Below are 23,186 nucleotides of genomic sequence, written 5' to 3' on the forward strand. Positions count from 1 at the left end.
TGAGATGGGGCAAAGAGTTCTGAAGGATGGATCGCGAGGGGACCTCGACCGGCGCCCTCTCCCTAGGATTGGCCTTCGAACGGCACGCCCGACGCAGCGCAGGCATGGGGAATCCAATCAGCCATGAGCTGTTCCTCGATCGGGCACGGATTCGTTTCGGCGACGCCTACGACTACGCGTCGATCAACTACCGCAGTTACAAATCACCAATCAAGATCCGCTGCCGCAACCATCCGGTCAAAGAAATCTCGATCACACCGGAGAAGCATCTGCAGACCACCGGCGGCTGCAAGTACTGCCTCAAGGCCATGCGGGTCACCTCCCTGGAACGGGAGTTGCTGCGCGAGGCCATCGAGCATCCGGTGATGGACGCCCCCTCCAACCGCTGCCACCGGCACCAACGGCGCCAGGCCTTTGACGCGCTGATCCGGCCGCCCTGGGGCCGATCTCACCGCTTGAGTTCCAGGCAGCCCGAGGCGCCGAAGGCGCTGGCCAGTTCCGCCAAGCGTTCGCTGGCGGCGGCCGCCGCCTCCACCTTCTGGCCGTAGAGAGCGGAATAGTTGATGAAGGCCTTCACGTCCGTCTCGCGCAGGGCCTGGGCCTGGCTGGGGTTGAGGCGGATCTGGCGCATCTCGGCGATGCGGGCATCGAGCACGCCGGTCTTGAAGCTGCCCAGGGCCTTGCGCTGCTCTAAGCACTGGGCGCGCCGGCGTTCCTGTTGCTGATGCTGGATCGTCAGCACCAGCGCCGCCACCAGCACAGCCCCAAGGGCGATCGAGGCAATGATCCAGCGGGGTCGGCGGCGGGTGTTCACCATGGCGAGAGCCTGCGAGGCCTTCGGATCAAATGGATTCTGCGGTGATGGAGAGAACGGAGAGGGTGGGATTCGAACCCACGGAAGCTTTCACTTCGCTGGTTTTCAAGACCAGAGCCATCAACCACTCGACCACCTCTCCCTGGTGCCCATGGGGCGCCTTCACCATGGTCCCACGGAACCCCCTCTGGCGAGACCCCTGGCCCGTCAGGGCTTGGCCAGGGGCAACAGGCACTTATCGGAGTCACAGCCAGCGGGACCGGCCTCCATCAGTTCAGCGCCGTCGTAGCGCTGCAGGGCTTCAAAGAAGTCGTCACCCTGACGGCGGGCCTTGACCTCCTCCAGCAGGCGCAGGTAGGTGGTGTGATCGATCGGCTCAAATGGCAGGCGGGGGAAGGTGGCGTTGGCATCGAAGCGTGCCAGCAGGGCGGCGGAGATGTAGCCCTCGCCGTCATCGATCGCCCTGTGGATGGCGTCGGCCAGGGGCTCGATCTCGCTCTCGCGGAACTCCACGGTGGCGGAGGTGTTGTGGGCGGTGTAGTGCTTCTGCACCTGCATGTAGAAATCGAACTGGGCGAGGGCTGAGAAGTTGTTGATCTCCACCGCATCGGCACCGGGGATGTTGGCCCAGCTCACCTCCGTCGGGATCTCCACCAACCACTCGGTGCAGCGGGGATCAAAGGGATCATCCAGCAGGCGGCCGTTCTCGTCTTTGTCGGATTGCGACGGCACGATCGAATAGCCGTAGTCGAGGCAGGCCAGGGCCACCGGATCGTTCTTGCGGAAGGTGATGCGGCGAATGAAGCGCTGGGCCTTGGGGGGTGCCAGCCGGGGAGGCCCCGGTGAGCAGGCTCTTGGTGCCGGCGGGCTGCACGGTGGTGCAGCGGTTGGGACGGCGCAGGCCGTGGCGGTCGCAGTAGTCCCACACCGCCTCGTTCACGAAGGTCTTCCAACGGGAGAGGAAGACGGCTTCTTGGGCCTTGAACGACTGGCCTTCGGCGGTTTCCGGGCGGCCCTCCTCCCACCACTTCAGCCAGGGGTGCCGAAGGCATGCACGAAGAAGTCGAACAGGCCGGTGAAGCTCACCCCCACAATCGGATCCCAGGCGCGGCTCTGGCGGTAGCGCTCCACCTCGAAGCGGTGGTTGAGCAGGCAGGCCACCGCCAGACCGGCGGCGCGGAAGGCATCCTCCTGGGCCTGCAGATCGGCCGGGTCGATCTGGTTGAGGTGGATTTCGGCCAGGTTGCAGTGGAAGTCAGCGCCGAGGATCTCGCCGCAGGGGTTGAGGCCGTAGCGGTTGAGCCGGTGCTCCAGCTCGGCCGCGCCGATCTCCGGGTGGTTCAGCTGCAGCCAGCGGCCGGCCTCCTCCCGGCCCTGATCCACGTAGAGGTCGATGAATTCACTGCGCAGCTCGGCGGTGGAGAGCAGATCGGCATTGGAGCGGGCGATCGCCTCGGGGGCGAACTGGATCGCCCCTTCCCCCGACTGGAACTGCTTGATCACCGCCTGCAGCACCGTCTCGCGGTCCGGCCGGGTGTGGAAGACGCGGGTGTGGTTGGCCATGCGCAACGCATCGCGCTCCGGGTCGATGCGCCAGTTGCCCTCGCTGTCCTGCTGCCAGAGGTTGTCCTTGGCGGTGGAGGCGGCGGTGTCATCGGCGGCGAACTGGCGCATGCCGGCGCTGCGGCGGATGTTGCCCGCCACGATCGTGACCGCGGCCTCATCGATCAGCAGGCAGCACTCCACGGAGGTGAGCTGACGGCCGATCGCCTTGTTGAGCAGGCTGGCGACGCGGCCGTAGAGGTCTTTGAGTTTCACCGGGTTGGCCATTCCGCCGAAGCCCTTGAGGGTTTCCCCCACCGGGCGCACATCGGAGAGATCCACACTCACCTCGATCGGCGCGCCGGCGTCAAAGCGCTCGTCGCTGCACAGCTCCAGCAGCAGCCGGTAGCTCTCCACCCAGCCACCGCGGGTGTCGCCCACCTTGATGGCGACGCGCTGGCCGTCGATCCGGTGGGTGGTGGCCTCCTGGCGCAGCTGGGCCGGGGTGGCGCCGATGTCGGTGACGCCGGAGATCACCAGCTGGTTGCGCACCGCCGGCAGGCGCTCGATCAGGCGCGGCTCAATGATGGCGCCGGTGCCGCAGCCCATCATCGCCAGATCCATCATCAGGGCGAAGGCTTCCCAGTCGATCAGGTTGGTGGAGGTGCAGTTGTAGGCGCCGGAGAAGTTCTGGGTCTGCTCGATCCACTCGGTGCCGCCGATCCACAGCCAGCGGCCCGAGGGCAGGGCCTTCTGACGCTGCTGCATGCGCCGCAGCAACGCCACCTCATCGGCGTTGAGATCCCCAAGCCTGCGCAGGCCCTCAAGGTTGCGCTCGCTCACCTGGTGCCAGCTCTCGCGGCCGCTGGGGGTCTTGCGGCTGTAGGTGCGATAAAACACCGGGTTCGCCGCCGGGGCGGTGACCGGGAAATCCGGGTCCACCAGGCCCGCCAGGCGGGTCAGATCAGCCGTGGTGGGGGGCGTGGCGGACAGGGTCACGGAGGGCTGCGGCGTGGTGGGTGGCGGCACCTTAACGCCACCGGTGGGGGCTGCAAGCGAACGCAAGCACCAGAGGCAGCGTGGTTGGTGTCAACGGCGACGGGAGCGCCGGATGCGCCGAGCCCATACCGGATGCCTCCCTTGGCGCTGGTCGCCAGAAGCTGCCGCGGGCCAGGCCGGCCTCGCCCCAAGCCCAAGGTCAAAATTCCCCGTAGGGGCCTACTGACGGAACAGGCTGGCGGCGACGGCGCGGAAGGGGGCCAGGTTGGCGCCACCGCGCTTGCGGCGCCGGGGCAGGGCACCGCCAGGGGCAAGGTTGGCGGGGGCGAAGGTGGCCTGGCTGGGGGCCGGGCGGCTGGCCTGCTCGGCGGCCAGTTGGGCGGCGATCGCCTCGGCGGTGGTGAGCACCGTGCCATCGGCGAGTTCGGCGGGTACAGCGGCCGCCACAGCTGTGGCGGGAGCCGTGGACGCTGGGCCGCCTTGTTGGGCGTCCTGCTTGGTCAGCTTTGCGGGCTTGGTTATGACGGTAACGACGGCTGCCGGGGACTTGGCGTCCGGGGCCTGCTTCACCGGCTCCGCTGCCACCGGAGCCACGGTGGCTGGCTGCTTGGCCGCGGTGTCATCAAAGGTGAGGAAGAAACCCTTGCGCTTGAACACGTCGAACACCATGGCGCCAGCCGTACAAGCCGAATGGTTCGATTATCCGCCGCGCCAGGGCCCCGGGGCGGGGCCCTTAAGGCCATGCAACATGTGAGGGTCGCAGCGGCGCCTTGATCGAACTCCCCCAGGACCTGCCCGGCAGCCTCTGGGGCTGGATCTGGGCCCTGGCCCTCAACGGTGCCCTGATCGCCGTCGCCCAGCGCCTGCCGCTGCTCACCCCATCGGGCTGGGTCCATGCCGGGGTGCTGGGCACCCTGCTGCTGGGGTCCCTGGGCTGGACGGGCTGGTGGGCGGTGGTGCTCTACCTGGCCCTGGGTTCGCTGGTGACCCGGCTGGGGCTGAAACAGAAGCAGGCGGCCGGGCTGGCGGAAGCCCGGGGCGGCCGCCGCGGCCCAGAGAACGTCTGGGGGTCGGCCGCCACGGGGGCCAGCCTGGCCCTGCTCACGGTGCTGCCGTCGGCGCCGGTGCCCCTGCTGCTGCTTGGTTTTTCCGCCAGCTTCGCCGCCAAGCTCGCCGACACCTTCGGCAGTGAGATCGGCAAACGCTGGGGCCGCCACACCGTGGCGATCACCACCCTGCGCCCGGTGCCCCCTGGCACCGAAGGGGCGATCAGCCTGGAGGGCACCGCCGCCAGCCTGGTGGGAGCGCTGCTGATGGCGCTGGTGATGGAGCGCCTGGGTCTGCTCAGCGGCGCGGCGGCCTTCGCCCTGGTGAGCGCCGTGGCCCTGGCGGCCACCTTGATCGAGAGCCTGATCGGCGCCACGCTGCAGCCGCGCCTGCGCTGGCTCAGCAACGAGCTGGTGAATGCGCTTCAGACCCTGATCGCTGCGGTGCTGGCCATGACCATGGCCCAGGCGTGGGCGATCGCCTGAGCGTTCGCCAGCGCTCAGACGCGAACGGGCTGGAGCTCCTGACGCAGCTCCTCGATCAGAGTCTCGAAGCGACGGCGGGCCATGCGGGCATGCAGGCCCAGGGTCTCCCCCAGTTCCTGCCAGCTGGCCCCGTAGAGCAAGCGCCCCTCCAGCAGCTGGCGCAGCAGGGGGTCCATCTGCCCGAGCTTTTGGCGCAGGGCCCGCTGGGAATCAGTCAAGGGCCGCTCCTCGGCGCGTTCGTCGAGGGCGGCAAGCCCTGGATCGCCCAGGGAGGCGAGCTGATCAAGGCCGGTGAGCGGCCCCGCGTCGCCGCTTCCAAGCCCACGGCCTCTACCACTTCCGCTGCCGCCATCGCCGCCAGAGGGCGCATCGAGGCTGCGCACCTGCAGGGCCCGGTGCACCGCCACCGCCTCGTGCCACAGCGCAGCGCTGCATCCCAGCGCTTCCGCCAGGGCCGCCTCCCCCAGGGGCTGTTCGCCACGGTGTTGGCGCTGCTGTTGCAGGGCCTGGCCACGCTGGTGCAGTTCCCGCAGGCGCCGCGGGCAGCGCAGGGCCGGGTGGCGATCACGCAGAAAATGGCGGATCGAGCCACGGATGTAGGGGACCGCAAAGCTGCTCAGGGCGCTCTGACGGGAGGCATCGAAGGCCTCGATCGACTGGATCAGCCCCAGGCAACCCAGCTGGAGCAGATCGTCGTAGGGCAGATCGGTGCGCTGGCTCTCCTGATGGGCCACCTTGCGCACCAGCGGCAGGTTCAGCTCCACGAGCCGGTTGCGGGCCTTGATGTCGCCCTGGCGGCCGTAGGCCCGCAGCAGGTTGGCGTTGAGCGCATGCAGGGGTTGTGAACTGGCCATGGCGGGGGCGGTGAGGGGTCGGAACGTCCGTGTTTTCACGGTCGCCCTGGCCCGCACCTGCGGTTCTCACCCGGCCGATGGAATTCGCCTCCCCCAAATGGGGGAGATCGAGGAGGATCTGGTCACAACTGAACCGCTGGCGCGCCCGGTCGTTGTTCTCCTGGAGTGCGATCCCTGCGCTCAGAAGGCTGGGGTGCGCAGCCGCAGCGGCTCGAGGTCGGCCCAGCGCAACAGGGCGGGCCAGGTCTTGACACGCTCGTAGACGCGGCGGTGGCCCTCGCCATTGAGGTGCACCCCATCGCCACACAGCCATTGCAGCCACTGGCGCTCGCCGGTGAAGCTCTCCAGCAGAGGCAGAAAGGGCACGTCCGCCTCCAGGCAGGCCTCCTCCAGCAGGCACTCGTAGTGCGCCACGGTCTCCAGGTCGTACCAGAGGCAGTCGGCGAAGGGCATCACCGCCCCATCCACCGGGGTGAGCCCCAGCACCAGCACCGGCGCCAGGGCTTTGGCCTCCCGCAGCAGTTGCTGCAGGCCGAACAGGAAGGCTTCGGGGGCCAGCTGGTGGCGGCCATCCGGGCGGCCCACCCGGGCGGTGTCGTTGAGACCGATCGACAGCAACACCCCCTGGGGGCTCTGGCGCCGCAGTTCACCGCGCCGACCCACCTCCGGGCCCAGCCGCGCCGCCAGCCGCTCGAGGCCATCGCCGCGCACCCCCAGGTTGTAGAGCACGGGCGCCTCCGGCAGCGCCATCCAGTGGCACCGCAAGCGCTCGCACCAGCCGCCCTCCTCCGGGTCCCCCCAGCCGAAGACGCCGCTGTCCCCCAGCACCACCAGCTTGCGCGGCACGGCGATCAAGGACATGCGAGCAGTCGCCTTCGGGCACGGTCGGAGAGATCTTCCCCCACCAGGGTGAGCAGGGCATAGGCCGCCATCAGGGCCAGCACCTGGTCCCAGGCGAAGGAGCTGAGCGCCTCCAGCAGAGCGGTGCCCAGCCCGGCGGCTCCCACCAGCCCCACCACCACCGTTTCGCGCAGGATCACATCGCTGCGGTAGGCGCCATAGGCCAGGTAGGAGCGGGCCAGGGCGCTGTAACGGCCATAGAGCAACGCCAGCCGCGGCCCGGTGCCTGCCGCCGCCAGGGCCTGCTCGGCCCCCAATGGGGCGGCCTCGGCCGCCTCCAGCAGCAGGCGGCCGAGGATGCCCAGGTTGTGGAAACCCAGGGCCAGGGCGGCCGTCACCAGGCCGGGCTTGAGCACGAACAACAGCAGCAGGGCCGTGAGCGGCGGCGGCCACAGGCGCCCCAAGGCCCAGACCAGCTGCAACAGCGCCCGTCCCCAGGGCCAGGGGGCCACGAGCAAAAGCAGCAGTGGTGCCAGGCCCACCGCCAGGGCGGCGGCCAGCAGGGTCAGTCCCAGGGTCTGAGCCACCAGGGCCGCCCAGGGCAGGGCCAGCAGCTCATCCGGCCGCAGGCTGGCGCCCCAGTTGGGCAGTGCGCTCCCAGGAAAGAGCGAGAGGGGATCGACCTCCAGGGCTCGGGCCAGCACCAGCAGGAGCGGCAGCAGCAGCAGAATCATCAGGGCGATCTCCCGGCCCCGCCGGCCGACCACCACGGTCCCAGCCCCAAAGCGGGTGGGCAGGCACCAGCGGCGTCGCAGCAGCCGCACCAGCGCCTCCAGCAACAGCATCACCGCCAGCAGCAGCCACAGGCCGCTCCAGAGCTCATTGAACTGCAGGGACTGCAGGGTGAGGCGCAGGTCGGTGCCCAGGCCACCGAGGCCGAACACCCCCAGCAGGGTGGCGCTGCGCAGGGCGCACTCCAGCCGGTAGCCCCCGTAGCTGATCACCCCCGGCAGCAGGGCCGGCCCCAGGGCCGTGAGCAGCGCCGGCCCGGCCGGGGCCCCCGCCGCCCGCAGGGCCTCCAGTTGCGTGGTGGGCAAGGCATCGAGCTGGTCGCCCACCACCCGCGCCACCAGGGCGCCGAAGGGCAGGGCAATCGCCAGCACCGCCACGGCTGGATCCAGCCCCAGCACCTGCAGCAGCAGCAGACCCCAAAGCAGCTCATGGATCGAGCGGGGCACGGCCAGCAGCCGGCGAATCAGCTCCGCCGGCCAGCGCTGGCCCGAGCTGCTCTGCCAGAGGGTGCGGGAGCTGAGCAGCCCCCCAGCAGCCCCAGGGCCAGGCTCAGAGACCAGCCCAGCAGGGCGATCGCCACGGTGACCACCAGGCCCGAGAGGGCCGAGCCCAGCACCTGCGGATCCAACGACGGCCGCAGGGCCGCCGCCAGGAACTGGCCGATCAACTCCCAGCCACCCCCATGGGCCATGGACGGCAGCGCCAGCAGCACCGGCACCAGGGCCAGGGCCGGCAGCAGCAGCAGCAGCGGCGGGGCGGGCCGCAGCCGAACGCTCACGGCCCCTCGGCGTAGAGCTGGGTCAGGGTCTCCACAGCCAGTTCAGCCCCCAGCCCGGCCCTCAGCTCGACCACCGGGCGATCGAACAGCAGGCGGCCCTGGCGCAGGCCGATCACCCGGTCGAACCCCTCCAGCAGGTCGGGGCGGTGCAGGCTGAGCAGCAGGGCGCGGGGCGCCCTGGCCTGGCGCAGCAACAGATCCAGCAGTTCAGCGGCCAGCCGCGGATCAAGGCTGGCCAGGGGTTCGTCGGCCAGCAGCAGCAACGGTTCCTGGCGCAGCAGCCGCGCCAGGGCCACGCGCTGGCGCTGGCCGCCGGAGAGGGCCGTCACCGGCTGGCCCAGCAGGGCCGGCTCCAGCTCAACGCGCCCGAGGGCGGCGGCGCAGGCGGCCGTCTCCAGGGGCAGCAACAGATTGAGCAGGGCCCGGGGCCAGCCCCAGACCGCCAGCCGGGCGGCGTTGAGGTTCTGCTGCACCGTCAGCTCCTCGATCAGGCGCAGGTCCTGCCAGAGGGTGCCGATGCGGGCCTGCTGGCGGCGCCTGTGGCGGCGGGAGCGGGCCAGGGGTTGCCCTTGCCAGCGCACCACACCGGCGCTGGGCTGGAGCATGCCGTTGGCCACCGCCAGCAGGGTGCTCTTGCCGGCGCCGCTGGAGCCGAGCAGCGCCACGCGCTCACCCACTTGGATCTGCAGCGAAATGTCCTGCAGCCGAGGCTGCCCGCGGCCGGGCACCTGAATCCCCTGGAGTTCGAGAACGGGGGGCAGGTTCATCGCTGGTGCATCTCAACGCCCGCTCAGGGGCGCTCGTCAAACGGATTGGTTCATGCTCCCACTCCCCCAGCGGCCGATGGCCAGCTTCAGGACGGGGGCGGATCGCTGGAGCTGTTCCGCTCGGGCTGAGCGATGGGCAGCACCTGGCCCAGCCGGGTGCCCTTCGGAGCCTCCGCCTGATCCGATCGGGGTGGCTCGCTGCCCATCAGGCCCTCCGTCACCGCTGGGGGGAGCGGCTCCATCGCGACCTGGGGCGAGGGTTCGCTCCGCCGTGCGGCGCGCAGCTCCATGAGCCGGTTCTCGAAGATCGGCAGGAGCGAGGTCGCTTCGTCCACGGCGATCTCGAGGCGATCGGCGACCTGCTCGGCCTGGGGTTGGATGGCGAGAGCCTGCTGAAACAGCTCGGCGCTTTGATCCAGGGCCAAGCGCAGGCGGCGAGCCTCCATCGCGGCCTGCTCCAGCTCCAGCAGGGTGGTGATCTCTCCAGCGGCAACCGTGGGGGATTCACCGGGGCCCAGCGGCGTAACGACCGCATCTGTCTCTGTTTGCTGCTGATTGGATGGGAGTTGATCGGAAGCCTCACCTTCAGTCCCATGGAGCATGGGCGGCACGGCTGGTCCGTGAACGCCGCCCTGCTTGATCACCCCCAGGATGCTGTGGATCGCCTCGACGGCCACGTTGAGGGTCGCGATTTCGAACTTGGCTTCCGCCCTGAGCGTGCTGAGCAGTTCCTCGGAGCGGCGGCGCATCTGCCGGCGTTCATGCAGAACCACCAGCAGCAAGACCGCCAGCAAGAGCGTCGTGGCCAGGGCGGCAGCAGCGATCCAACGCAGCTCGCGCGCTCCAGGGTCAGCCGCCGGAGGGGCGGTCACCACACTGAGGCCGGCGGAGGGAAGCAGCTCACGGGAGCGGCCGAGCGGTTGCAGGAAGCTCCAGACCACCGTGCGGCCCGCCGCTATGCGGCCCGCCGACGTGGAGGCCGCGAACACCAGGCAGTTGGCGGTGGGGCAAGAGAGGCGCGCGCTGCCCGCGGCATCGGTGCGGAGGAGCCGATGACCCTTTTGAACCACCAGCTGGCCTTCCGCCCTGGTCAGTGCCTGGGAGATCGACGCCCCCGTCCAGACCTGCTTCACCCGGAACGGAGCCGCCAGGGCGTTCAGCAGGTCCCGGCAGGTGGCATTGATCGGCGCACAGGGAACCACGTGGACGGCTGCATCCACCACGGGGGTGGGTCGGTCCTCAATGAACTGGGTGAACTGAAGCCGGCTCACCGGGCCGGCGGCGGCGAGGGCCAGCGATGAGGAGGCCACCAGAACGGTGGACAGGGCCAGCCCAAGGCCAACAGGTCTGGTTCGGTTGAGCTGGAACACACGCCAATGGGAGATTTTAGGGATCGTAAGGTACAAATCAGCAGGGTCAATCCGCCCAAAAAGATCACAACTCTGGAGTGATCTCCATGGGCCCAGGATGAACGATTTCAACGAATGACTTCTCTCTGCCCAGAATGAAAAAGTTGTCCACCCCAGGCACTCCCCCACCACCCCCAACGATGGGTTGGCGGGACGGGAGGAAGGCCTGGCCCCTGGGCTGATCTCAGCGGATCTTGCCGATTTCCCGGCCCATCTTCTCGATCGCCGCATACTGATCGGCCTTGGCGGGCACAAACTGCTGGGCGCCGAACAGCTCCAGGATCGAGGCCTGGCTGGGGTTGGTGCGCCGCAGGGACACCAGGGCCGCCGTGATCCGATCGGTCGTGCCCTTGCCCAGGCGCTTGTCCAGATCGCCTTGGGCGATCCAGTGGTAATCGGGATAGCCGGGGGTGCGCCAGATCGCAATCACCTTGCTGCGATCGACCTTGCGCTCATGCAGGCTGGTTTTCCAGACCTGTTCATTGACGGCGCCGGCGTCATAGGCGCCGCTCTGAACCAGGGCGATGGTGGCGTCATGGCTGCCGCTGAAGCCCGGGGCACCGCCGCTGAAATCCGTGAGCTTCACGCCCGCCTTGGCCAGGAAGACCTGGGGCATCAGCCGGCCGGAGGTGGAGCTCTCGGATCCGAAGGTGAAGCGCTTGCCCTTCAGTTGATTCAGCCCCTTCCCATTGAGCACCGGCTTGAGGCCGCTGCGGGCGTTGGCGATGAAGACGCTGTGGAACTGCACGTCGATGTCCCGCTGGGCCAGCACCCGGGCGCCGGGCTTCTGGAGGCGGGCCTGCACGCCGGTGAGGCCGCCGAACCAGACCAGGTCCAGATCGCCCGTGCGGAACGCCGTGACGGCGGCGGCGTAGTCGATGACGGGCACGTATTTGACCTTGAAACCAAGCTGGCGGCTGAGTTCATCGGCCAGCTGCCCGTAGAGCCGGTTCAGCTTCTCCGGCTTCTGGTCGGGGATCGCGCCGATGCGCAGCACCCTGGTGGCGGCGGGCTGGCTTTGGGCCTGGGCCCCATTGAGAAGACCACTGCTGAGGGGAAGCACGGCCGCCGTTGCGGTCAGTACGGCCAATCCGCTGACGACGGCGGCCCAGGGTTGTCGGAGGCGCATGGATTCAGTGAGGAGAGTTCAGAGGCTGGCCAGGAAACGCTCGAGTCGCTCCAGGCCGTCGGTGATCGTGGCAGGGGAGGCGGCACAGGAGAGGCGGATGCAGCGGTCGTCGCCGAAGGCCACACCCGGCACCACCGCCAGCCCCTCCTGCTCCAGCAGGCGGTTGCAGAAGCTCATCGAATCGAGCCCATAGGCACTCACATCCGGGAAGGCGTAGAAGGCCCCCGAGGGTGGGGTGAGCGTGAGACCGGCGATCGCCTGCAGCCCGGCTGTGAGCAGGGCGCGGCGTTGGTTGAACTGCTCGGCCATGGCCCGCACGCAGTCCCTCGGGCCGCTGATCGCGGCCAGGGCCCCGTACTGGGCAAAGCTGCAGACGTTGCTGGTGCTCTGGCTCTGGAGCGCACTGGCGGCGGCGATCACCGGCAGGGGGCCGGCCAGATAACCGATTCGCCAGCCGGTCATCGCCCAGCCCTTGGCGAGGCCATTGACCACGAACACCCGATCGAGCAGGTCTGGGGCCACAGCCCCGAAGCTGTGGTGCTCCTGGCCAGGGGCCAGCAGGAATTCGTAGATCTCATCGCAGACCACCGCCACCTGGGGATGGCGGCGCAACACCGCAGCGATCGCCTCAAGCTCGGCGCGGCTGAGCACGGCGCCGGTGGGGTTGCCGGGGCTGTTGAGCACCAGCAGCTTGCTGGCGGGGGTGATCGCCGCCTCCAGACGCTCGGCGTCGAAGCGGAACCCCTCGGCGGCGGCACTGGGCAACAGCCGCACCGAGGCACCGGCCAAGCGGGCCATCTCTGGGTAGCTGAGCCAGTAGGGGGAGGGCAGCAGCAGCTCATCTCCGGGTCCGAGCAGCACCTGAAACAGGTTGAACAGGGCCTGCTTCCCACCGTTGGTGACCAGCACCTGGGCGGAGCTGGTGGGAATGCCGTTCTCGCGGCTGAGCTTGACGGCAATCGCTTCGCGCAGTTCCGGCTCACCGGCGGCCGGGCCATAGCGGGTGTGACCGCTCTCCAAGGCCGCCGTAGCGGCCTGACGAATGAAGGCGGGGGTCTCGAAGTCGGGTTCGCCGGCGCTGAGGCTGCAGACGTCCTGCCCCTCGGCCCGCAGTTGCTTGGCGCGGGCGGCGATCGCCAGGGTCAGGGAGGGCTGCAGAGCTTCGGCCCTTGCAGAGAGCCTCAACGGGGGCTGCATCGCAAGCAGCGCTCCGCCGCAGGAACGCCTGAAAGAGGGCCATCCTGCCCCATGGCTCCTGCCGAAACGGGATCGAACCTGCATCTTCGTTGCGTCAGGATGCGGAACGCCCCAGCGCCGCCGGGCCCATGGATCCCGAGCAGCAGCTGCGTGAGGCCTGCCAGGCCTGCGTGCGCTGTCCCTTGGCAGCGGGCCGCCATGGGGCCGTGGTGAGCCGGGGCCCGAGCGGCGCGCGGCTGATGCTGATCGGCGAGGCCCCCGGCGCCGAGGAGGACGCCAGCGGGCGGCCCTTCGTGGGCCGCTCCGGCCGGCTGCTGGACCAGTTGCTGGCCGGCGCCGGCATCAGCAGCGAGCGGGAGGCCTACATCTGCAACGCGATCAAGTGCCGGCCGCCGGGCAACCGAAAGCCCGCGGCGGCCGAGCTGGCGGCCTGCCGGCCCTGGCTGGATCGCCAGCTGGAGCAGGTGAATCCGGCGCTGGTGGTGCTGGCCGGAGCCACGGCCGTGGAGGCACTGCTGGGGGTCCGAGGTGGGCTCTCGCGGATGCGGGGGCAATGGCAGAGCTGGCAAGGGCGCTGGCTGATGCCGGTGTTCCATCCCTCCTACCTGCTGCGCTTCTCCTCCATGGAACCGGGCTCGCCCCGCTGGCACACCGCCGCAGATTTCCTGGAGGTCAGGCGGCGGCTGGATCGCCTCGATGGACCGACCAGCGGCCAGGAGCAGCCGCTGCCGCCCCGTTTGTGACAGGCTTGGTCCACCTCCGGCCCCCCTGCGATGACCGGCACCCTGGCCCGCCCCGACACCGCTTCCCCCGAGGGCGGAGCCCGGGACTGGGCCAATGATCCCCGCTACGCCACGGTGATCACCCGCCGCAAGACCCGCAGCGTGCGGGTGGGCGACATCTGGGTCGGCAGCGAGCACCCGGTGGTGGTGCAGTCGATGATCAATGAGGACACCCTCGACATCGAAGGGGCCACCGCCGGCATTCGTCGCCTGCACGAGGCGGGCTGCGAGATCGTGCGGCTCACGGTGCCGAGCCTCGGCCATGCCCGGGCCGTGGGGGAGATCCGCAGGCGCCTCGAAGACAGCTACCGCCCCGTGCCCCTGGTGGCCGATGTGCACCACAACGGCATGAAGATCGCCCTGGAGGTGGCCCAGCATGTCGACAAGGTGCGCATCAACCCTGGCCTCTATGTGTTCGACAAACCCGACCCCAACCGCACCGAGTTCACACCCGAGGAGGTGGCGGCGATCGGTGAACGGATCCAGTCCACGCTCGAGCCGCTGGTGAGCCTGCTCAAGGAGCAGGACAAGGGCCTGCGCATCGGCGTCAACCACGGATCGCTGGCCGAACGCATGCTGTTCACCTACGGCGACACCCCCTGGGGATGGTGGAGAGCGCCATGGAGTTCATTCACATCTGCGATCGCCTCGACTTCCACAACATCGTGGTTTCGATGAAGGCCTCGCGGGCGCCGGTGATGCTGGCCGCCTACCGGATGATGGCCGACCGCATGGATAGCGAAGGCTTCCACTACCCGCTGCACCTGGGCGTCACCGAAGCCGGCGACGGCGACTACGGCCGCATCAAGAGCACCGCCGGCATCGCCACCCTGCTGGCCGAGGGCCTCGGCGACACGATCCGGGTGTCGCTCACCGAGGCACCCGAGAAGGAGATCCCGGTCTGCTACTCGATCCTGCAGGCCCTGGGCCTGCGCAAAACGATGGTCGAATACGTGGCCTGCCCCAGCTGCGGCCGCACCCTGTTCAACCTGGAGGAGGTGCTGCATGTGGTGCGCAACGCCACCGCCCACCTCACCGGCCTGGACATCGCCGTGATGGGCTGCATCGTCAACGGCCCCGGCGAGATGGCCGATGCCGACTACGGCTACGTCGGCAAGACCCCCGGCACCATCTCCCTCTACCGCGGCCGTGAGGAGATTCGCCGGGTGCCGGAAGCCGAAGGGGTGGAGGCCCTGATCGCCCTGATCAAGGAAGACGGCCGCTGGGTCGATCCCTGACCTGAACCGGGCCCATCGCAGCCCGAATCACGACCAGAAGGTTTCCTCGGTCACATTCGGTCGGGGAGTCCGCACCGAATTTCGGCTCCCCCACCTCGGCGGCCCCCGCTGCGGGGACTAGCTTGATGGCACTCTCAAGGCTCCGGAGCCTGCTCACGATGGTCAAAGGTCGCACCACCCTGATCGTGCTGGCCGGAGTGGGCACCTTTGCCGCCACCGCCCTGGTGGGAGGCCGCAGCTTCGTGCCACCCAGTCTGGCCAGCCTGATCAATGACAGCCCCAAGGAGGTGATGGACCAGGCGTGGCAGATCGTCTTCCGCGACTATCTCGACACCACCGGTAAATACACCCCCGAGCAATGGCGCAAACTACGCCAGGAGATTCTCGCCAAGAGTTACGGCAGCACCAAGGAAAGCTACGAGGCGATCCGGGGCATGCTTCAGACCCTCGATGACCCTTACACCCGCTTTTTGGATCCGCGGGAGTTCAAGGAGATGCAGATCGACACCTCCGGCGAGCTCTCCGGGGTGGGCATCCAGCTGAGCCTCGACAAGGACACTAAGGAACTGGTGGTGGTCTCTCCGATCGATGGGTCCCCGGCCTCGCGGGCCGGCGTGCAGCCCAAGGACGTGATCGTCTCGATCGACGGCAAGAGCACCAAGGGCATGACCACCGAGGACGCGGTCAAGCTGATCCGTGGCCAGGCCGGCACCAAGGTGGTGATCCAGCTGCGTCGCAAGGGGCAGTTGCTCGACACACCACTGATGCGCGAGCGCATCGAACTGCACGCGGTGGAGCATCAGATCAACACCGCCCCCGATGGCTCCAAGGTGGGCTACATCCGCCTCAAGCAGTTCAACGCCAACGCCGCCAAGGACATGGCCGCGGCGGTGAAGGATCTGGAGACCAAGAACGTCCAGGGCTACGTGCTCGATCTGCGCAGCAACCCCGGCGGGCTGCTGATGGCCAGCATCGCCATCGCCCGTCAGTGGCTCGATGAAGGAATCATCGTCTCCACCAAGACCCGTGACGGCATCCAGGACATCAAGCGCGCCAACGGTCGCGCCCTCACCAAGCGTCCCCTGGTGATCCTGGTCAACGAGGGCTCCGCCAGCGCCAGCGAGATCCTCTCGGGTGCCCTGCAGGACAACAAACGCGCCGTGCTGGTGGGCCAGAAGACCTTTGGCAAGGGGCTGGTGCAGTCGGTGCGGGGGCTCTCCGATGGCTCCGGCATGACCGTCACCATCGCCAAGTACCTCACCCCCAGCGGCCGCGACATCCACCACCACGGCATCGCCCCGGATGTGTCCGCCAAGCTCAGCGACCTTGACGCCCAGAAGCTCAAGTTCGAAGACATCGGCACCCGCAAGGACAGCCAGTACCGGGCGGCAGAGACCACCCTGCTCAAGAAGGTGCAGGCCGCCGGTGGCAATGCCAAAAGGGTCTACAACCCCACCAGTGCGAACCTGCCGGAGGCCCTAGGCACCAAATAGGTCAGGGGATCAAAGGCATCTCTGCGGGGCCAGCCGACCGCTGGACGTCGGCGAGGCCCTGCGCCTCAGGCCACCGGCTGCATCAGGCCGCCGCCGGGAGTGGAGTCGTCGTCGTCGTTTTCGCTGGAGTTCTGGAACAGGGCGAACAGGCCCAGGGCCGCCACGCTCACCAGGGCGGACACCAGGCTGAAGCCGCTGGTCACAGCACTGGATCCCTGCAGCAACTCACCCATGGAAAACTCCTGTTAACGAATGACCTGAATTGTAACGCCATATTGCGCCAAATGAGGATGGGGCGCTCCCCCAGCTCCAGCCTCCCCCAGCAGCCCGTCTGCTCAAACAGCTGATCTGCTCAAACAGCCAGCACCTCGGCATTCTTGGCCTTGAGAGCCTCCGCCCGCTGGGCTTCGCTCAAGCCATCGGCCCCAGGGATCTGCTCCGCCATCGCCTGCAGCCACTCCATCAAGGTGTCGAGCTGCTTCTCGAAAGGGAGCACGCTCAGCCCCCGGGCCAGCACCTTGGCGGTGCTGCCGGAGCCCCCTGATACACCAAGCGCCCATGCAGGTGCTGGGGCAGGCCCTGGCGCAGCAGCCGGAAGGCGGGCTCCTCCATCGGCGTTTCGAGCACCAAATTGGGTTGTTCGGCCCTGAGGCGCGAAAAGCCGCAGCGCTTGGCCAGCAGCTTGAGCTCCATCAGCTGCAGCAGCGCCTGCACCGGGGACGGCAGGGCGCCATAACGGTCGATCCAGGCGGCCGCCAGCTCCAGCAGTTCGCCTTTGCTGCTGCAACCCGCCACCGAGCGGTAGGCGGCCATCTTCTCGTCGCCTTCGCTGATCCAATCGGCGGGAATGAAGGCCGTGATCGGCAGATCGATCTGGGTGTCATCCACCACAGGGATGTCCTGGCCCTGGATCTCGGCCAGCGATTCCTGCAGCATCTCCATGTAGAGGTCGAAGCCGATCACCTCCATCTGGCCGCTCTGCTCCACCCCGAGCAGATTGCCGACGCCGCGGATCTCCATGTCACGCATGGCCAGCTGGTAGCCGGAGCCCAGCTGGGCGAATTCCTGGATCGCCCGCAGGCGCTGGCGCGCCGCCTCGGAAAGCGAGGCGTCACCGGGATAGAACAGCCAGGCATGGGCCTGGATGCCGCTGCGGCCCACGCGGCCGCGCAACTGATAGAGCTGGGCGAGGCCGAATTTGTGGGCGTCCTCCACCAGGATCGTGTTCACCCGGGGAATATCCAGGCCGCTCTCGATGATCGTGGTGCAGAGCATCACATCGGCCTCACCGGCGTTGAACGCCACCATGGCGCTCTCCAGCTCGCCCTCGGGCATCTGGCCATGGGCCACCTGCAGCTTCAACCCCGGCAGCATCTCCCGCAACTGGCCCGCCACGTCCTCGATCCCCTCCACCCGCGGCACCACATAGAACACCTGGCCGCCGCGGTCGAGCTCCTGGCGGATGGCGCTGCGCACCGCCTCGCCATCAAGGGCGGCCAGGTGGGTCTTGATCGGACGCCGCAGGGGCGGCGGGGTGGTGATCAGGCTCATCTCACGCACCCCGGAAAGGCTCATGTAGAGGGTGCGGGGGATCGGCGTGGCGCTGAGCGTGAGCACGTCCACGTCTTTTCGCAGCGCCTTGATCTTTTCCTTCTGGTTCACCCCGAAGCGCTGCTCCTCATCCACCACCAGAAGCCCCAGCTGCTGGAAGTTGGTGCCCTTGCCCAGCAGCTGGTGGGTGCCGACCACCACATCAATGGTGCCGGCGGCGAGGCCCTCGAGGATCGTCCTGCGCTCGGCGGCGGTGCGGAAGCGGTTGAGCAGCGCCACCTTGAGCGGGTAGGGGGCGAAGCGCTCTGAAAGGGTGCGCCAGTGCTGCTGGGCCAGAACGGTGGTGGGGGCGAGCAGGGCGCACTGCTTGCCGGCGGTGACGGCCTTGAAGATCGAGCGGATCGCCACCTCGGTCTTGCCGAAGCCCACATCACCGCAGACGAGCCGGTCCATCGGTTGGGCGGCCTCCATGTCGCGTTTCACCTCGACGATCGCCTTGAGCTGGTCGGGGGTGGGCTCATAGGGGAAGGAGTCTTCGAGCTCCAGCTGCCAGGGGCCATCGGGGGAAGGCGAAGCCCGGCGCCTGGTGGCGCTCGGCGTAGAGCTTGACCAGATCGAGGGCCACCTTGCGCACGGCCTTGAGGGCGCGCTCCTTGGCCTTGGCCCAGGCCACCCCGCCCATGCGGTTGAGCTCCGGCGGGGCGTCGGTGCTGGCGCGGTAGCGGCCGAGGCTGCCCAGCTGGTCGGCGGCCACCCGCAGGGTGCCGTCGGCGTACTGCACCACCAGATAGTCGCGGGACTCGCCGCTGAGGGCGAGTTTTTCCAGCTTCAGGAAGCGGCCGATGCCGTGGTTGCGGTGCACCACGAAATCGCCCGGCACCATCTTGAGCGGGTCCACCGTGCGGCTGGCCGCCTTGCGCCGCCGGCGCACGTAGCCACTGGCCGCCAGGGAGTGCTGACCAAAGAACTCCCGGTCGCTGAGCAGAACCAGCTTCCAGGCCGGCAATTGCAGCCCTTCGAGCTCGGCGGTGCCCTTGAGCTTGAGCGCCACGGGGGTGCCCTGCTCCACCAGCCGATCGATCGCCGGCCAGTCGGCGGCATTGGGCACGAAGCGGGCGATGCAGTCGTGCTCCTCCAGCAGGGCCACGGCGCGGGAGGGCTGGGCCGAGAGCAGCCACACCCGCGCCTTCTCGATTTGGTAGCCCTTCACCAGGGCCGCCAGGCGGCCGAACTGGTTGGGGTGGGCGGGCACCGGCCGGCTGGCCAGATCAAAGGCATTGGGGTGGCCGTCGGTTTCGGCCAGCTCCGAGAGATCAAAGCCCGCGAAGGCCGCCGCCGCCCCTAGGGCCTCGGCCGGCGGCCAATGCAAGGGCGGAAGCTGAGGGAACTCCCCGTGATGCGAAGCGGCGTGATCGAACCACTGCTGGCCGTGGGCCAGGCACTGGCGCCGCTCATCGACGGCCACCAGGGTGGCTTCGCTCAGGTAATCGAGCAGCGAGGCGGGCCGTCCCCAGGCCAGCCCCATCAGCCGGCGCATCCCCTCGGGGGTGCCCCCTCCAGCAACTGCTCCAGCGCTTCGGGGCTGAGCAGGGCTTCGAGCCCCTCGGGCATGGCCTCGCGCAGGGCCTCCGCCACCAGGGGCCCGTAGCCCGTGGGGTGAGCCGCACCACCTCGATTGGATCGAGGGAGCGCTGGCTGGCGGGATCGAACTCCCGCAGCTTCTCGAGTTCCTCGCCAAAGAATTCCAGCCGCACCGGCAGCTCGGCGCTGACCGGAAACAGGTCGACGATGTCGCCGCGACGGCTCCAGGTGCCCTCCTGCTCGATCGTGGGCACCCGCTCGTAGCCCAGCCGCGCCAGGGTCTCCGCCAGCTCCTCCAGATCGACCGTGGCCCCCTTGGCCAGGGTCAGGCACTGGGACGCCAGCGCCTGCGGCGGCGGCAGATGGGGCTGCAGGGCGCGCTCGGTGGCGACGATCGCGCCCTGCCAGGGGTTGGGGCCCACCAGCTCCGCCAGCACCTGCAGCTGCCCCCAGGTGATCTCGCTGGTGGGATCAAAGGGCTCGTAGGGCGAACCTTCGCTGGTGGGATAGAGCTGGGCCGTCGGCCAGCCCATCAGCTCCAGCAACGCCGTCCAGCGGCCCGCCTCCTCCAGGGTGGGCACCACCACCAGCAGCGGCGCGCGCCGCTGGCGTGCCAGGGCCGAGCTGACCAGCGCCCGGGCGGCCCGGCCGGCGCCTCGAAGGCTGAGGCGCTCGGGCCGCTCGATGCGGGCCTGCACCTCACCGGTGAGGGGCACCTGCTCCAGCTGGCGCACCAGGGCGGTGAGGGGCATCGGGACAGCGGCGGGATCGAGGGACGATCTTCGCAACCAGACCGCCAGAATGAGGGCCGGCGGACGGGAACCCTTGGATCCGGCCGCACCGCCATGAGCATCGACCGCTGCCCCGCCTGCCGCTCCCAGCCCCTGCGCACCGCCCGCAGCAGCGACGGGACGCGGATCTGCCACCACTGCGGACGACCGCTCCAGACGCAGCGGGCCCCCAGTCCGCTCAAGGCCCTGGTCGCCCTGGCGGTGTTCGCGGCCGTGGGGGCGGCGGCAATCACCGCCTTCTCCAGCACCCAGACCTTCAAGGCCCAGCCCCGGCCCGACGATCGCCCGCTCAAACCCGCCAACGACAGCGCCTTGATGGCCGTCTTGGATCAAGCCGATGAGAGTTGGCGGCCCCGGGCCCAGAGCCTGCCGGGTGGCGGCATCCGATACACCTACAAGCGCCGCCAGGACGACCCGCCGCTGGACATCGAGCAGATCAAGTTGCTGATCCTCTACCCGCCCCGCTTCGATCGCGAACGGGCGGCGATCGCGGCGCAGCTGGGTGAACTGCGCTCCCGGGGGTGCTGGTGGTCTTCGGTCCGACGCGCAAGGCAGGGGCGGCGGGGGAATGGGAACCACGGGCCGGCATCCTGCGCATCCGCCCCGATGTGCCTGCCAAGGGGAGCTCGGAATTCGCCAAAGTGATCAACCACGAGGCCATCCACGTGGCCCAGAGTTGCCGCAGCGGCAGCCTGCGGGCCATGCCCCAACCCCTCGGGCTGCCCACCGCCTCCACCCCTGCCGTCGAGCGCTTTCTGGCCAGCCCCGTCTATGCCGGCCTGTCGGCCAACCAGCGGCTGCTTGAGCGGGAGGCCTACAGCAACCAGCAGCAGCTGGAGCTGGGGGTGGCGTTGCTGAGGGCGAATTGCCGGAGATGAAGGGGCCTCGCCGCTGCTGGGACAGACGTCATCGCCAGCGGTAGGGTCAAGATTCTGGGTTGTGCTCTGCCATGGGTGGTGCAACAACAAGCCCCAAGCCCGGTGACACGGCCAGGCTCGGGGCCTCGCTCGCCGGGGATGGGGTCAATTTCAACGTCTATTCCAAATACGCCGATCGGATCGAATTGCTGCTGTTTGATCACGAAACGGACGCTGAGCCCTCGCAGATCTTCGAACTCGATCCCGCCCTGCACCGCACCTACCACTACTGGCACTGCCTGGTTCCAGGCATCGGCGAGCGCCAGCTCTACGGCTACCGGGTCCATGGTCCCTGGCAGCCGGAGCGGGGTCTTCGCTTTGATGCTCGCCAGCTGCTGCTTGATCCCTACGGGCTAGCGGTCGCGACACCACCGGGCCACCGGCGAAGCGAGAACGATCCCAGCGGCCATGACCTGGCCGTAGCGATGAAGTCGATCGTGGTCGATCCAGAGCGCTACGACTGGGAGGGTGATCGCCCCCTGCGGCGGCCCCGCAGGGAAACCATCATCTATGAGCTCCATGTGGGCGGCTTCACGCGCCATCCGAGTTCAGGGGTGGCGCCCGAACAAGCCGGCACCTATGCGGGGTTGATCGAAAAGATTCCCTACCTGCGGGATCTGGGCATCACGGCGGTGGAGTTGCTGCCGGTGTTCGCCTTCGATCCCCTCGATGCCCCAGCAGGCCAAACCAATTACTGGGGGTACTCACCCATTTCCTTTTTGCCCCCCATGCCGCCTACAGCTCCAACCGGGAGGCGCTGGGGCCACTCGATGAATTCCGCGACATGGTGAAGGCCCTGCACCGGGCCGGCATCGAGGTGATCCTCGATGTCGTCTACAACCACAGCGCAGAAGGAGACGCGAGCGGACCCAGCTTCTGCTGGAAGGGGTTCGCCAACGAGGCCTACTACCTGCTGGAGGACCACGACCCGAGTCAGTACTGCAATTTCAGCGGCACCGGCAACACCCTCAACGCCAACCACCCGATCGTGCGGCGGTTGATCCGCCACAGCCTGCGCCATTGGGTGAAAGCCATGCACGTGGATGGCTTTCGCTTCGATCTGGCTTCCGTGCTGGCCCGCGATGAACGTGGTGATCCGATGCCGCTGCCACCGGTGCTCTGGGACATCGAGACCGATCCTGCCCTGGCGGGCACGAAGCTGATTGCCGAGGCCTGGGACGCCGCAGGGCTCTATCAGGTGGGCAGTTTCATCGGCGACAGCTGGCAGGAATGGAACGGGCATTTCCGCGATGACCTGCGCCGCTTCGTCAAAGGTGATGCCGGAATGGCGAAGAAGGCAGCCCTGCGCCTACTGGGCAGCCCGGACATCTATGGCCACGAGGAACGGGAGGCCGAGCAGAGCGTCAATTTCATCACCTGCCATGACGGCTTCCACCCTGGCCGATCTGGTGTCGTTCAACGGCAAGCACAACGAGGCCAATGGAGAAGACAACCGCGACGGCACCAATGACAACGCCAGCTGGAACTGTGGGGTGGAAGGCCCCACAGACGATCCCCGGGTGCTGGCCCTGCGCCAGAAGCAGATTCGCAACTTCCTCGCCCTGCTGATGCTCTCCAACGGCACGGCGATGCTGCTGATGGGCGACGAGGTGGGCCGCAGCCAGCAGGGCAACAACAACCCCTACTGCCAGGACAACGAGCTCAGTTGGTTCGACTGGTCGCTGCTGGAGCGCCATGGCGACATCCACCGCTTCGTGAAAGCGTTGATCGCCCATCGAATGCGCCGCGACATCGTGATCGACCAGCGCCATGTCTCCCTTAACGATCTGCTGGCGGAATCCGTGATCGAATTCCACGGTGTGGCGGTCCAGGAACCGGATTGGTCAGAGGCGTCCCGTTCGTTCTCCACAACGATCCACAGCCTCAACAACCGCTTCCGCATCCACCTGATGGTCAATGCCTACTGGGAGGCGCTTCGCTTTGAACTACCCGCCGCGGAGAGCAAAGAGCGCCAGTGGCAGCGCTGGATCGATACCGCCCTGGCTTCCACCCGCGGACATCAGCGACTGGAGTTCAGCCCCCGTGGTGACCAGCAGCCATCTGCAGGTGGAGGCCCGCTCGCTGGTGGCCCTGTTCGTGACTCTCGATCAGGCCTCTCCCCCGGTGCGTTCCAGCCCTTCACCGCCGGGATTCCCCGGTAGTAGGAAAGAACCGAGAGC

General features: G+C 68.3%; 18 protein-coding genes, 1 tRNA gene and 4 pseudogenes. 10 read left to right on the top strand and 13 right to left on the bottom strand.

What is annotated here, in order from left to right; translation table 11 throughout:
• Positions 1-104 precede the first annotated feature (104 nt).
• A complete protein-coding gene (locus AAF143_RS00265; RefSeq protein WP_414026339.1) occupies positions 105-548 on the top strand; it encodes a hypothetical protein in 444 nt (147 codons plus the stop codon).
• Here AAF143_RS00265 and AAF143_RS00270 read toward each other — a convergent pair.
• From AAF143_RS00270 to AAF143_RS00285, 4 genes and pseudogenes are all read right to left on the bottom strand, one after another.
• Complete coding sequence (locus tag AAF143_RS00270; protein WP_255004884.1) at positions 449-817, bottom strand: hypothetical protein; 369 nt, start codon at positions 815-817, stop codon at positions 449-451. The genes AAF143_RS00265 and AAF143_RS00270 overlap by 100 nt on opposite strands.
• A 54-nt stretch (positions 818-871) precedes the next feature.
• Positions 872-956: transfer RNA gene (locus AAF143_RS00275), tRNA-Ser, on the bottom strand.
• Positions 957-1,021: 65 nt separating this feature from the next.
• A pseudogene (gene nrdJ / locus AAF143_RS00280) lies at positions 1,022-3,319 on the bottom strand (ribonucleoside-triphosphate reductase, adenosylcobalamin-dependent).
• Between the two features lie 255 nt (positions 3,320-3,574).
• On the bottom strand, positions 3,575-4,024 hold the full coding sequence (locus AAF143_RS00285; protein WP_255004886.1) for a hypothetical protein: 450 nt from the start codon (positions 4,022-4,024) through the stop codon (positions 3,575-3,577).
• Between the two features lie 104 nt (positions 4,025-4,128).
• Here AAF143_RS00285 and AAF143_RS00290 point away from each other — a divergent pair, with 104 nt between their 5' ends.
• On the top strand, positions 4,129-4,887 hold the full coding sequence (locus AAF143_RS00290) for a DUF92 domain-containing protein (RefSeq protein WP_414026863.1): 759 nt from the start codon (positions 4,129-4,131) through the stop codon (positions 4,885-4,887).
• Between the two features lie 14 nt (positions 4,888-4,901).
• On the opposite strand, the gene AAF143_RS00295 is transcribed toward AAF143_RS00290, so the two are convergent.
• From AAF143_RS00295 to AAF143_RS00325, 7 genes and pseudogenes are all read right to left on the bottom strand, one after another.
• Positions 4,902-5,741 carry a sigma-70 family RNA polymerase sigma factor gene (locus AAF143_RS00295; protein WP_255004890.1) on the bottom strand — a complete coding sequence of 280 codons (840 nt, stop codon included), beginning with the start codon at positions 5,739-5,741 and terminating at the stop codon, positions 4,902-4,904.
• A 180-nt stretch (positions 5,742-5,921) separates the two neighbouring features.
• On the bottom strand, positions 5,922-6,602 hold the full coding sequence (locus AAF143_RS00300) for a GDSL-type esterase/lipase family protein (RefSeq protein WP_255004894.1): 681 nt from the start codon (positions 6,600-6,602) through the stop codon (positions 5,922-5,924).
• A pseudogene (locus AAF143_RS00305) lies at positions 6,593-8,139 on the bottom strand (ABC transporter permease subunit). The gene AAF143_RS00300 and the pseudogene AAF143_RS00305 overlap by 10 nt, the downstream one beginning before the upstream one ends.
• Before the next feature lie 8 nt (positions 8,140-8,147).
• Positions 8,148-8,918, bottom strand: coding sequence for an ATP-binding cassette domain-containing protein (locus AAF143_RS00310; protein WP_255004940.1), 771 nt, complete (start codon positions 8,916-8,918; stop codon positions 8,148-8,150).
• A gap of 86 nt (positions 8,919-9,004) precedes the next feature.
• The gene (locus tag AAF143_RS00315; protein ID WP_414026340.1) at positions 9,005-10,288 is read right to left on the bottom strand and encodes a hypothetical protein; all 1,284 of its coding nucleotides are present in this window, start codon (positions 10,286-10,288) and stop codon (positions 9,005-9,007) included.
• A gap of 223 nt (positions 10,289-10,511) precedes the next feature.
• Positions 10,512-11,456 carry a putative selenate ABC transporter substrate-binding protein gene (locus tag AAF143_RS00320; RefSeq protein WP_255004946.1) on the bottom strand — a complete coding sequence of 315 codons (945 nt, stop codon included), beginning with the start codon at positions 11,454-11,456 and terminating at the stop codon, positions 10,512-10,514.
• Between the two features lie 18 nt (positions 11,457-11,474).
• Positions 11,475-12,653 carry a pyridoxal phosphate-dependent aminotransferase gene (locus tag AAF143_RS00325; RefSeq protein ID WP_255004948.1) on the bottom strand — a complete coding sequence of 393 codons (1,179 nt, stop codon included), beginning with the start codon at positions 12,651-12,653 and terminating at the stop codon, positions 11,475-11,477.
• Positions 12,654-12,781: 128 nt separating this feature from the next.
• On the opposite strand from AAF143_RS00325, the gene AAF143_RS00330 reads away from it, so the two are divergent.
• From AAF143_RS00330 to AAF143_RS00340, 3 genes and pseudogenes are all read left to right on the top strand, one after another.
• Positions 12,782-13,396 (top strand): uracil-DNA glycosylase, encoded by a 615-nt coding sequence (locus AAF143_RS00330; RefSeq protein ID WP_255005776.1) that lies wholly within the window; start codon positions 12,782-12,784, stop codon positions 13,394-13,396.
• 30 nt (positions 13,397-13,426) lie between these two features.
• Positions 13,427-14,673, top strand: a pseudogene (ispG, locus tag AAF143_RS00335) ((E)-4-hydroxy-3-methylbut-2-enyl-diphosphate synthase).
• Positions 14,674-14,831: 158 nt separating this feature from the next.
• Entirely contained in the window at positions 14,832-16,166 is a 1,335-nt protein-coding gene (locus AAF143_RS00340) for a S41 family peptidase (protein WP_414026341.1), read from the top strand.
• A gap of 65 nt (positions 16,167-16,231) precedes the next feature.
• Here the strand turns inward: AAF143_RS00340 and AAF143_RS00345 are convergent, their stop codons facing one another.
• Both AAF143_RS00345 and mfd read right to left on the bottom strand, forming a co-directional pair.
• Entirely contained in the window at positions 16,232-16,399 is a 168-nt protein-coding gene (locus tag AAF143_RS00345) for a hypothetical protein (RefSeq protein WP_255004955.1), read from the bottom strand.
• A 119-nt stretch (positions 16,400-16,518) separates the two neighbouring features.
• Positions 16,519-20,050, bottom strand: a pseudogene (gene mfd, locus AAF143_RS00350) (transcription-repair coupling factor).
• Positions 20,051-20,143: 93 nt separating this feature from the next.
• Here mfd and AAF143_RS00355 point away from each other — a divergent pair.
• From AAF143_RS00355 to AAF143_RS00375, 5 genes are read left to right on the top strand one after another with little or no spacing between them, the layout of a single operon-like run.
• A complete protein-coding gene (locus tag AAF143_RS00355; protein ID WP_414026342.1) occupies positions 20,144-20,734 on the top strand; it encodes a hypothetical protein in 591 nt (196 codons plus the stop codon).
• Positions 20,731-20,967: a hypothetical protein gene (locus AAF143_RS00360; protein WP_414026343.1), complete on the top strand. Its 237-nt coding sequence runs from the start codon at positions 20,731-20,733 to the stop codon at positions 20,965-20,967. Before AAF143_RS00355 ends, AAF143_RS00360 begins: the two co-directional genes overlap by 4 nt.
• A 59-nt stretch (positions 20,968-21,026) precedes the next feature.
• A complete protein-coding gene (locus tag AAF143_RS00365; protein WP_414026344.1) occupies positions 21,027-21,797 on the top strand; it encodes an alpha-amylase family glycosyl hydrolase in 771 nt (256 codons plus the stop codon).
• Complete coding sequence (locus AAF143_RS00370) at positions 21,791-22,477, top strand: hypothetical protein (RefSeq protein WP_414026345.1); 687 nt, start codon at positions 21,791-21,793, stop codon at positions 22,475-22,477. The genes AAF143_RS00365 and AAF143_RS00370 overlap by 7 nt, the downstream gene beginning before the upstream one ends.
• The gene (locus AAF143_RS00375; protein WP_414026346.1) at positions 22,389-23,168 is read left to right on the top strand and encodes a hypothetical protein; all 780 of its coding nucleotides are present in this window, start codon (positions 22,389-22,391) and stop codon (positions 23,166-23,168) included. Before AAF143_RS00370 ends, AAF143_RS00375 begins: the two co-directional genes overlap by 89 nt.
• Positions 23,169-23,186 lie beyond the last annotated feature (18 nt).

This window comes from Cyanobium sp. ATX-6F1 (assembly GCF_047395825.1).
Lineage (GTDB): Bacteria > Cyanobacteriota > Cyanobacteriia > PCC-6307 > Cyanobiaceae > ATX-6F1.

Excerpts from the sequence above, each read along its gene's own strand:
- AAF143_RS00375 (WP_414026346.1), top strand. The coding sequence starts at position 22,389 with ATGACGGCTTCCACCCTGGCCGATCTGGTGTCGTTCAACGGCAAGCAC.
- AAF143_RS00340 (WP_414026341.1), top strand. The coding sequence starts at position 14,832 with ATGGTCAAAGGTCGCACCACCCTGATCGTGCTGGCCGGAGTGGGCACC.
- AAF143_RS00285 (WP_255004886.1), bottom strand. The coding sequence starts at position 4,024 with ATGGTGTTCGACGTGTTCAAGCGCAAGGGTTTCTTCCTCACCTTTGAT.
- AAF143_RS00345 (WP_255004955.1), bottom strand. The coding sequence starts at position 16,399 with ATGGGTGAGTTGCTGCAGGGATCCAGTGCTGTGACCAGCGGCTTCAGC.
- AAF143_RS00295 (WP_255004890.1), bottom strand. The coding sequence starts at position 5,741 with ATGGCCAGTTCACAACCCCTGCATGCGCTCAACGCCAACCTGCTGCGG.
- AAF143_RS00265 (WP_414026339.1), top strand. The coding sequence starts at position 105 with ATGGGGAATCCAATCAGCCATGAGCTGTTCCTCGATCGGGCACGGATT.
- AAF143_RS00325 (WP_255004948.1), bottom strand. The coding sequence starts at position 12,653 with ATGCAGCCCCCGTTGAGGCTCTCTGCAAGGGCCGAAGCTCTGCAGCCC.
- AAF143_RS00270 (WP_255004884.1), bottom strand. The coding sequence starts at position 817 with ATGGTGAACACCCGCCGCCGACCCCGCTGGATCATTGCCTCGATCGCC.
- AAF143_RS00310 (WP_255004940.1), bottom strand. The coding sequence starts at position 8,918 with ATGAACCTGCCCCCCGTTCTCGAACTCCAGGGGATTCAGGTGCCCGGC.
- AAF143_RS00320 (WP_255004946.1), bottom strand. The coding sequence starts at position 11,456 with ATGCGCCTCCGACAACCCTGGGCCGCCGTCGTCAGCGGATTGGCCGTA.
- AAF143_RS00330 (WP_255005776.1), top strand. The coding sequence starts at position 12,782 with ATGGATCCCGAGCAGCAGCTGCGTGAGGCCTGCCAGGCCTGCGTGCGC.
- AAF143_RS00300 (WP_255004894.1), bottom strand. The coding sequence starts at position 6,602 with ATGTCCTTGATCGCCGTGCCGCGCAAGCTGGTGGTGCTGGGGGACAGC.
- AAF143_RS00370 (WP_414026345.1), top strand. The coding sequence starts at position 21,791 with ATGGTGAAGGCCCTGCACCGGGCCGGCATCGAGGTGATCCTCGATGTC.
- AAF143_RS00355 (WP_414026342.1), top strand. The coding sequence starts at position 20,144 with ATGAGCATCGACCGCTGCCCCGCCTGCCGCTCCCAGCCCCTGCGCACC.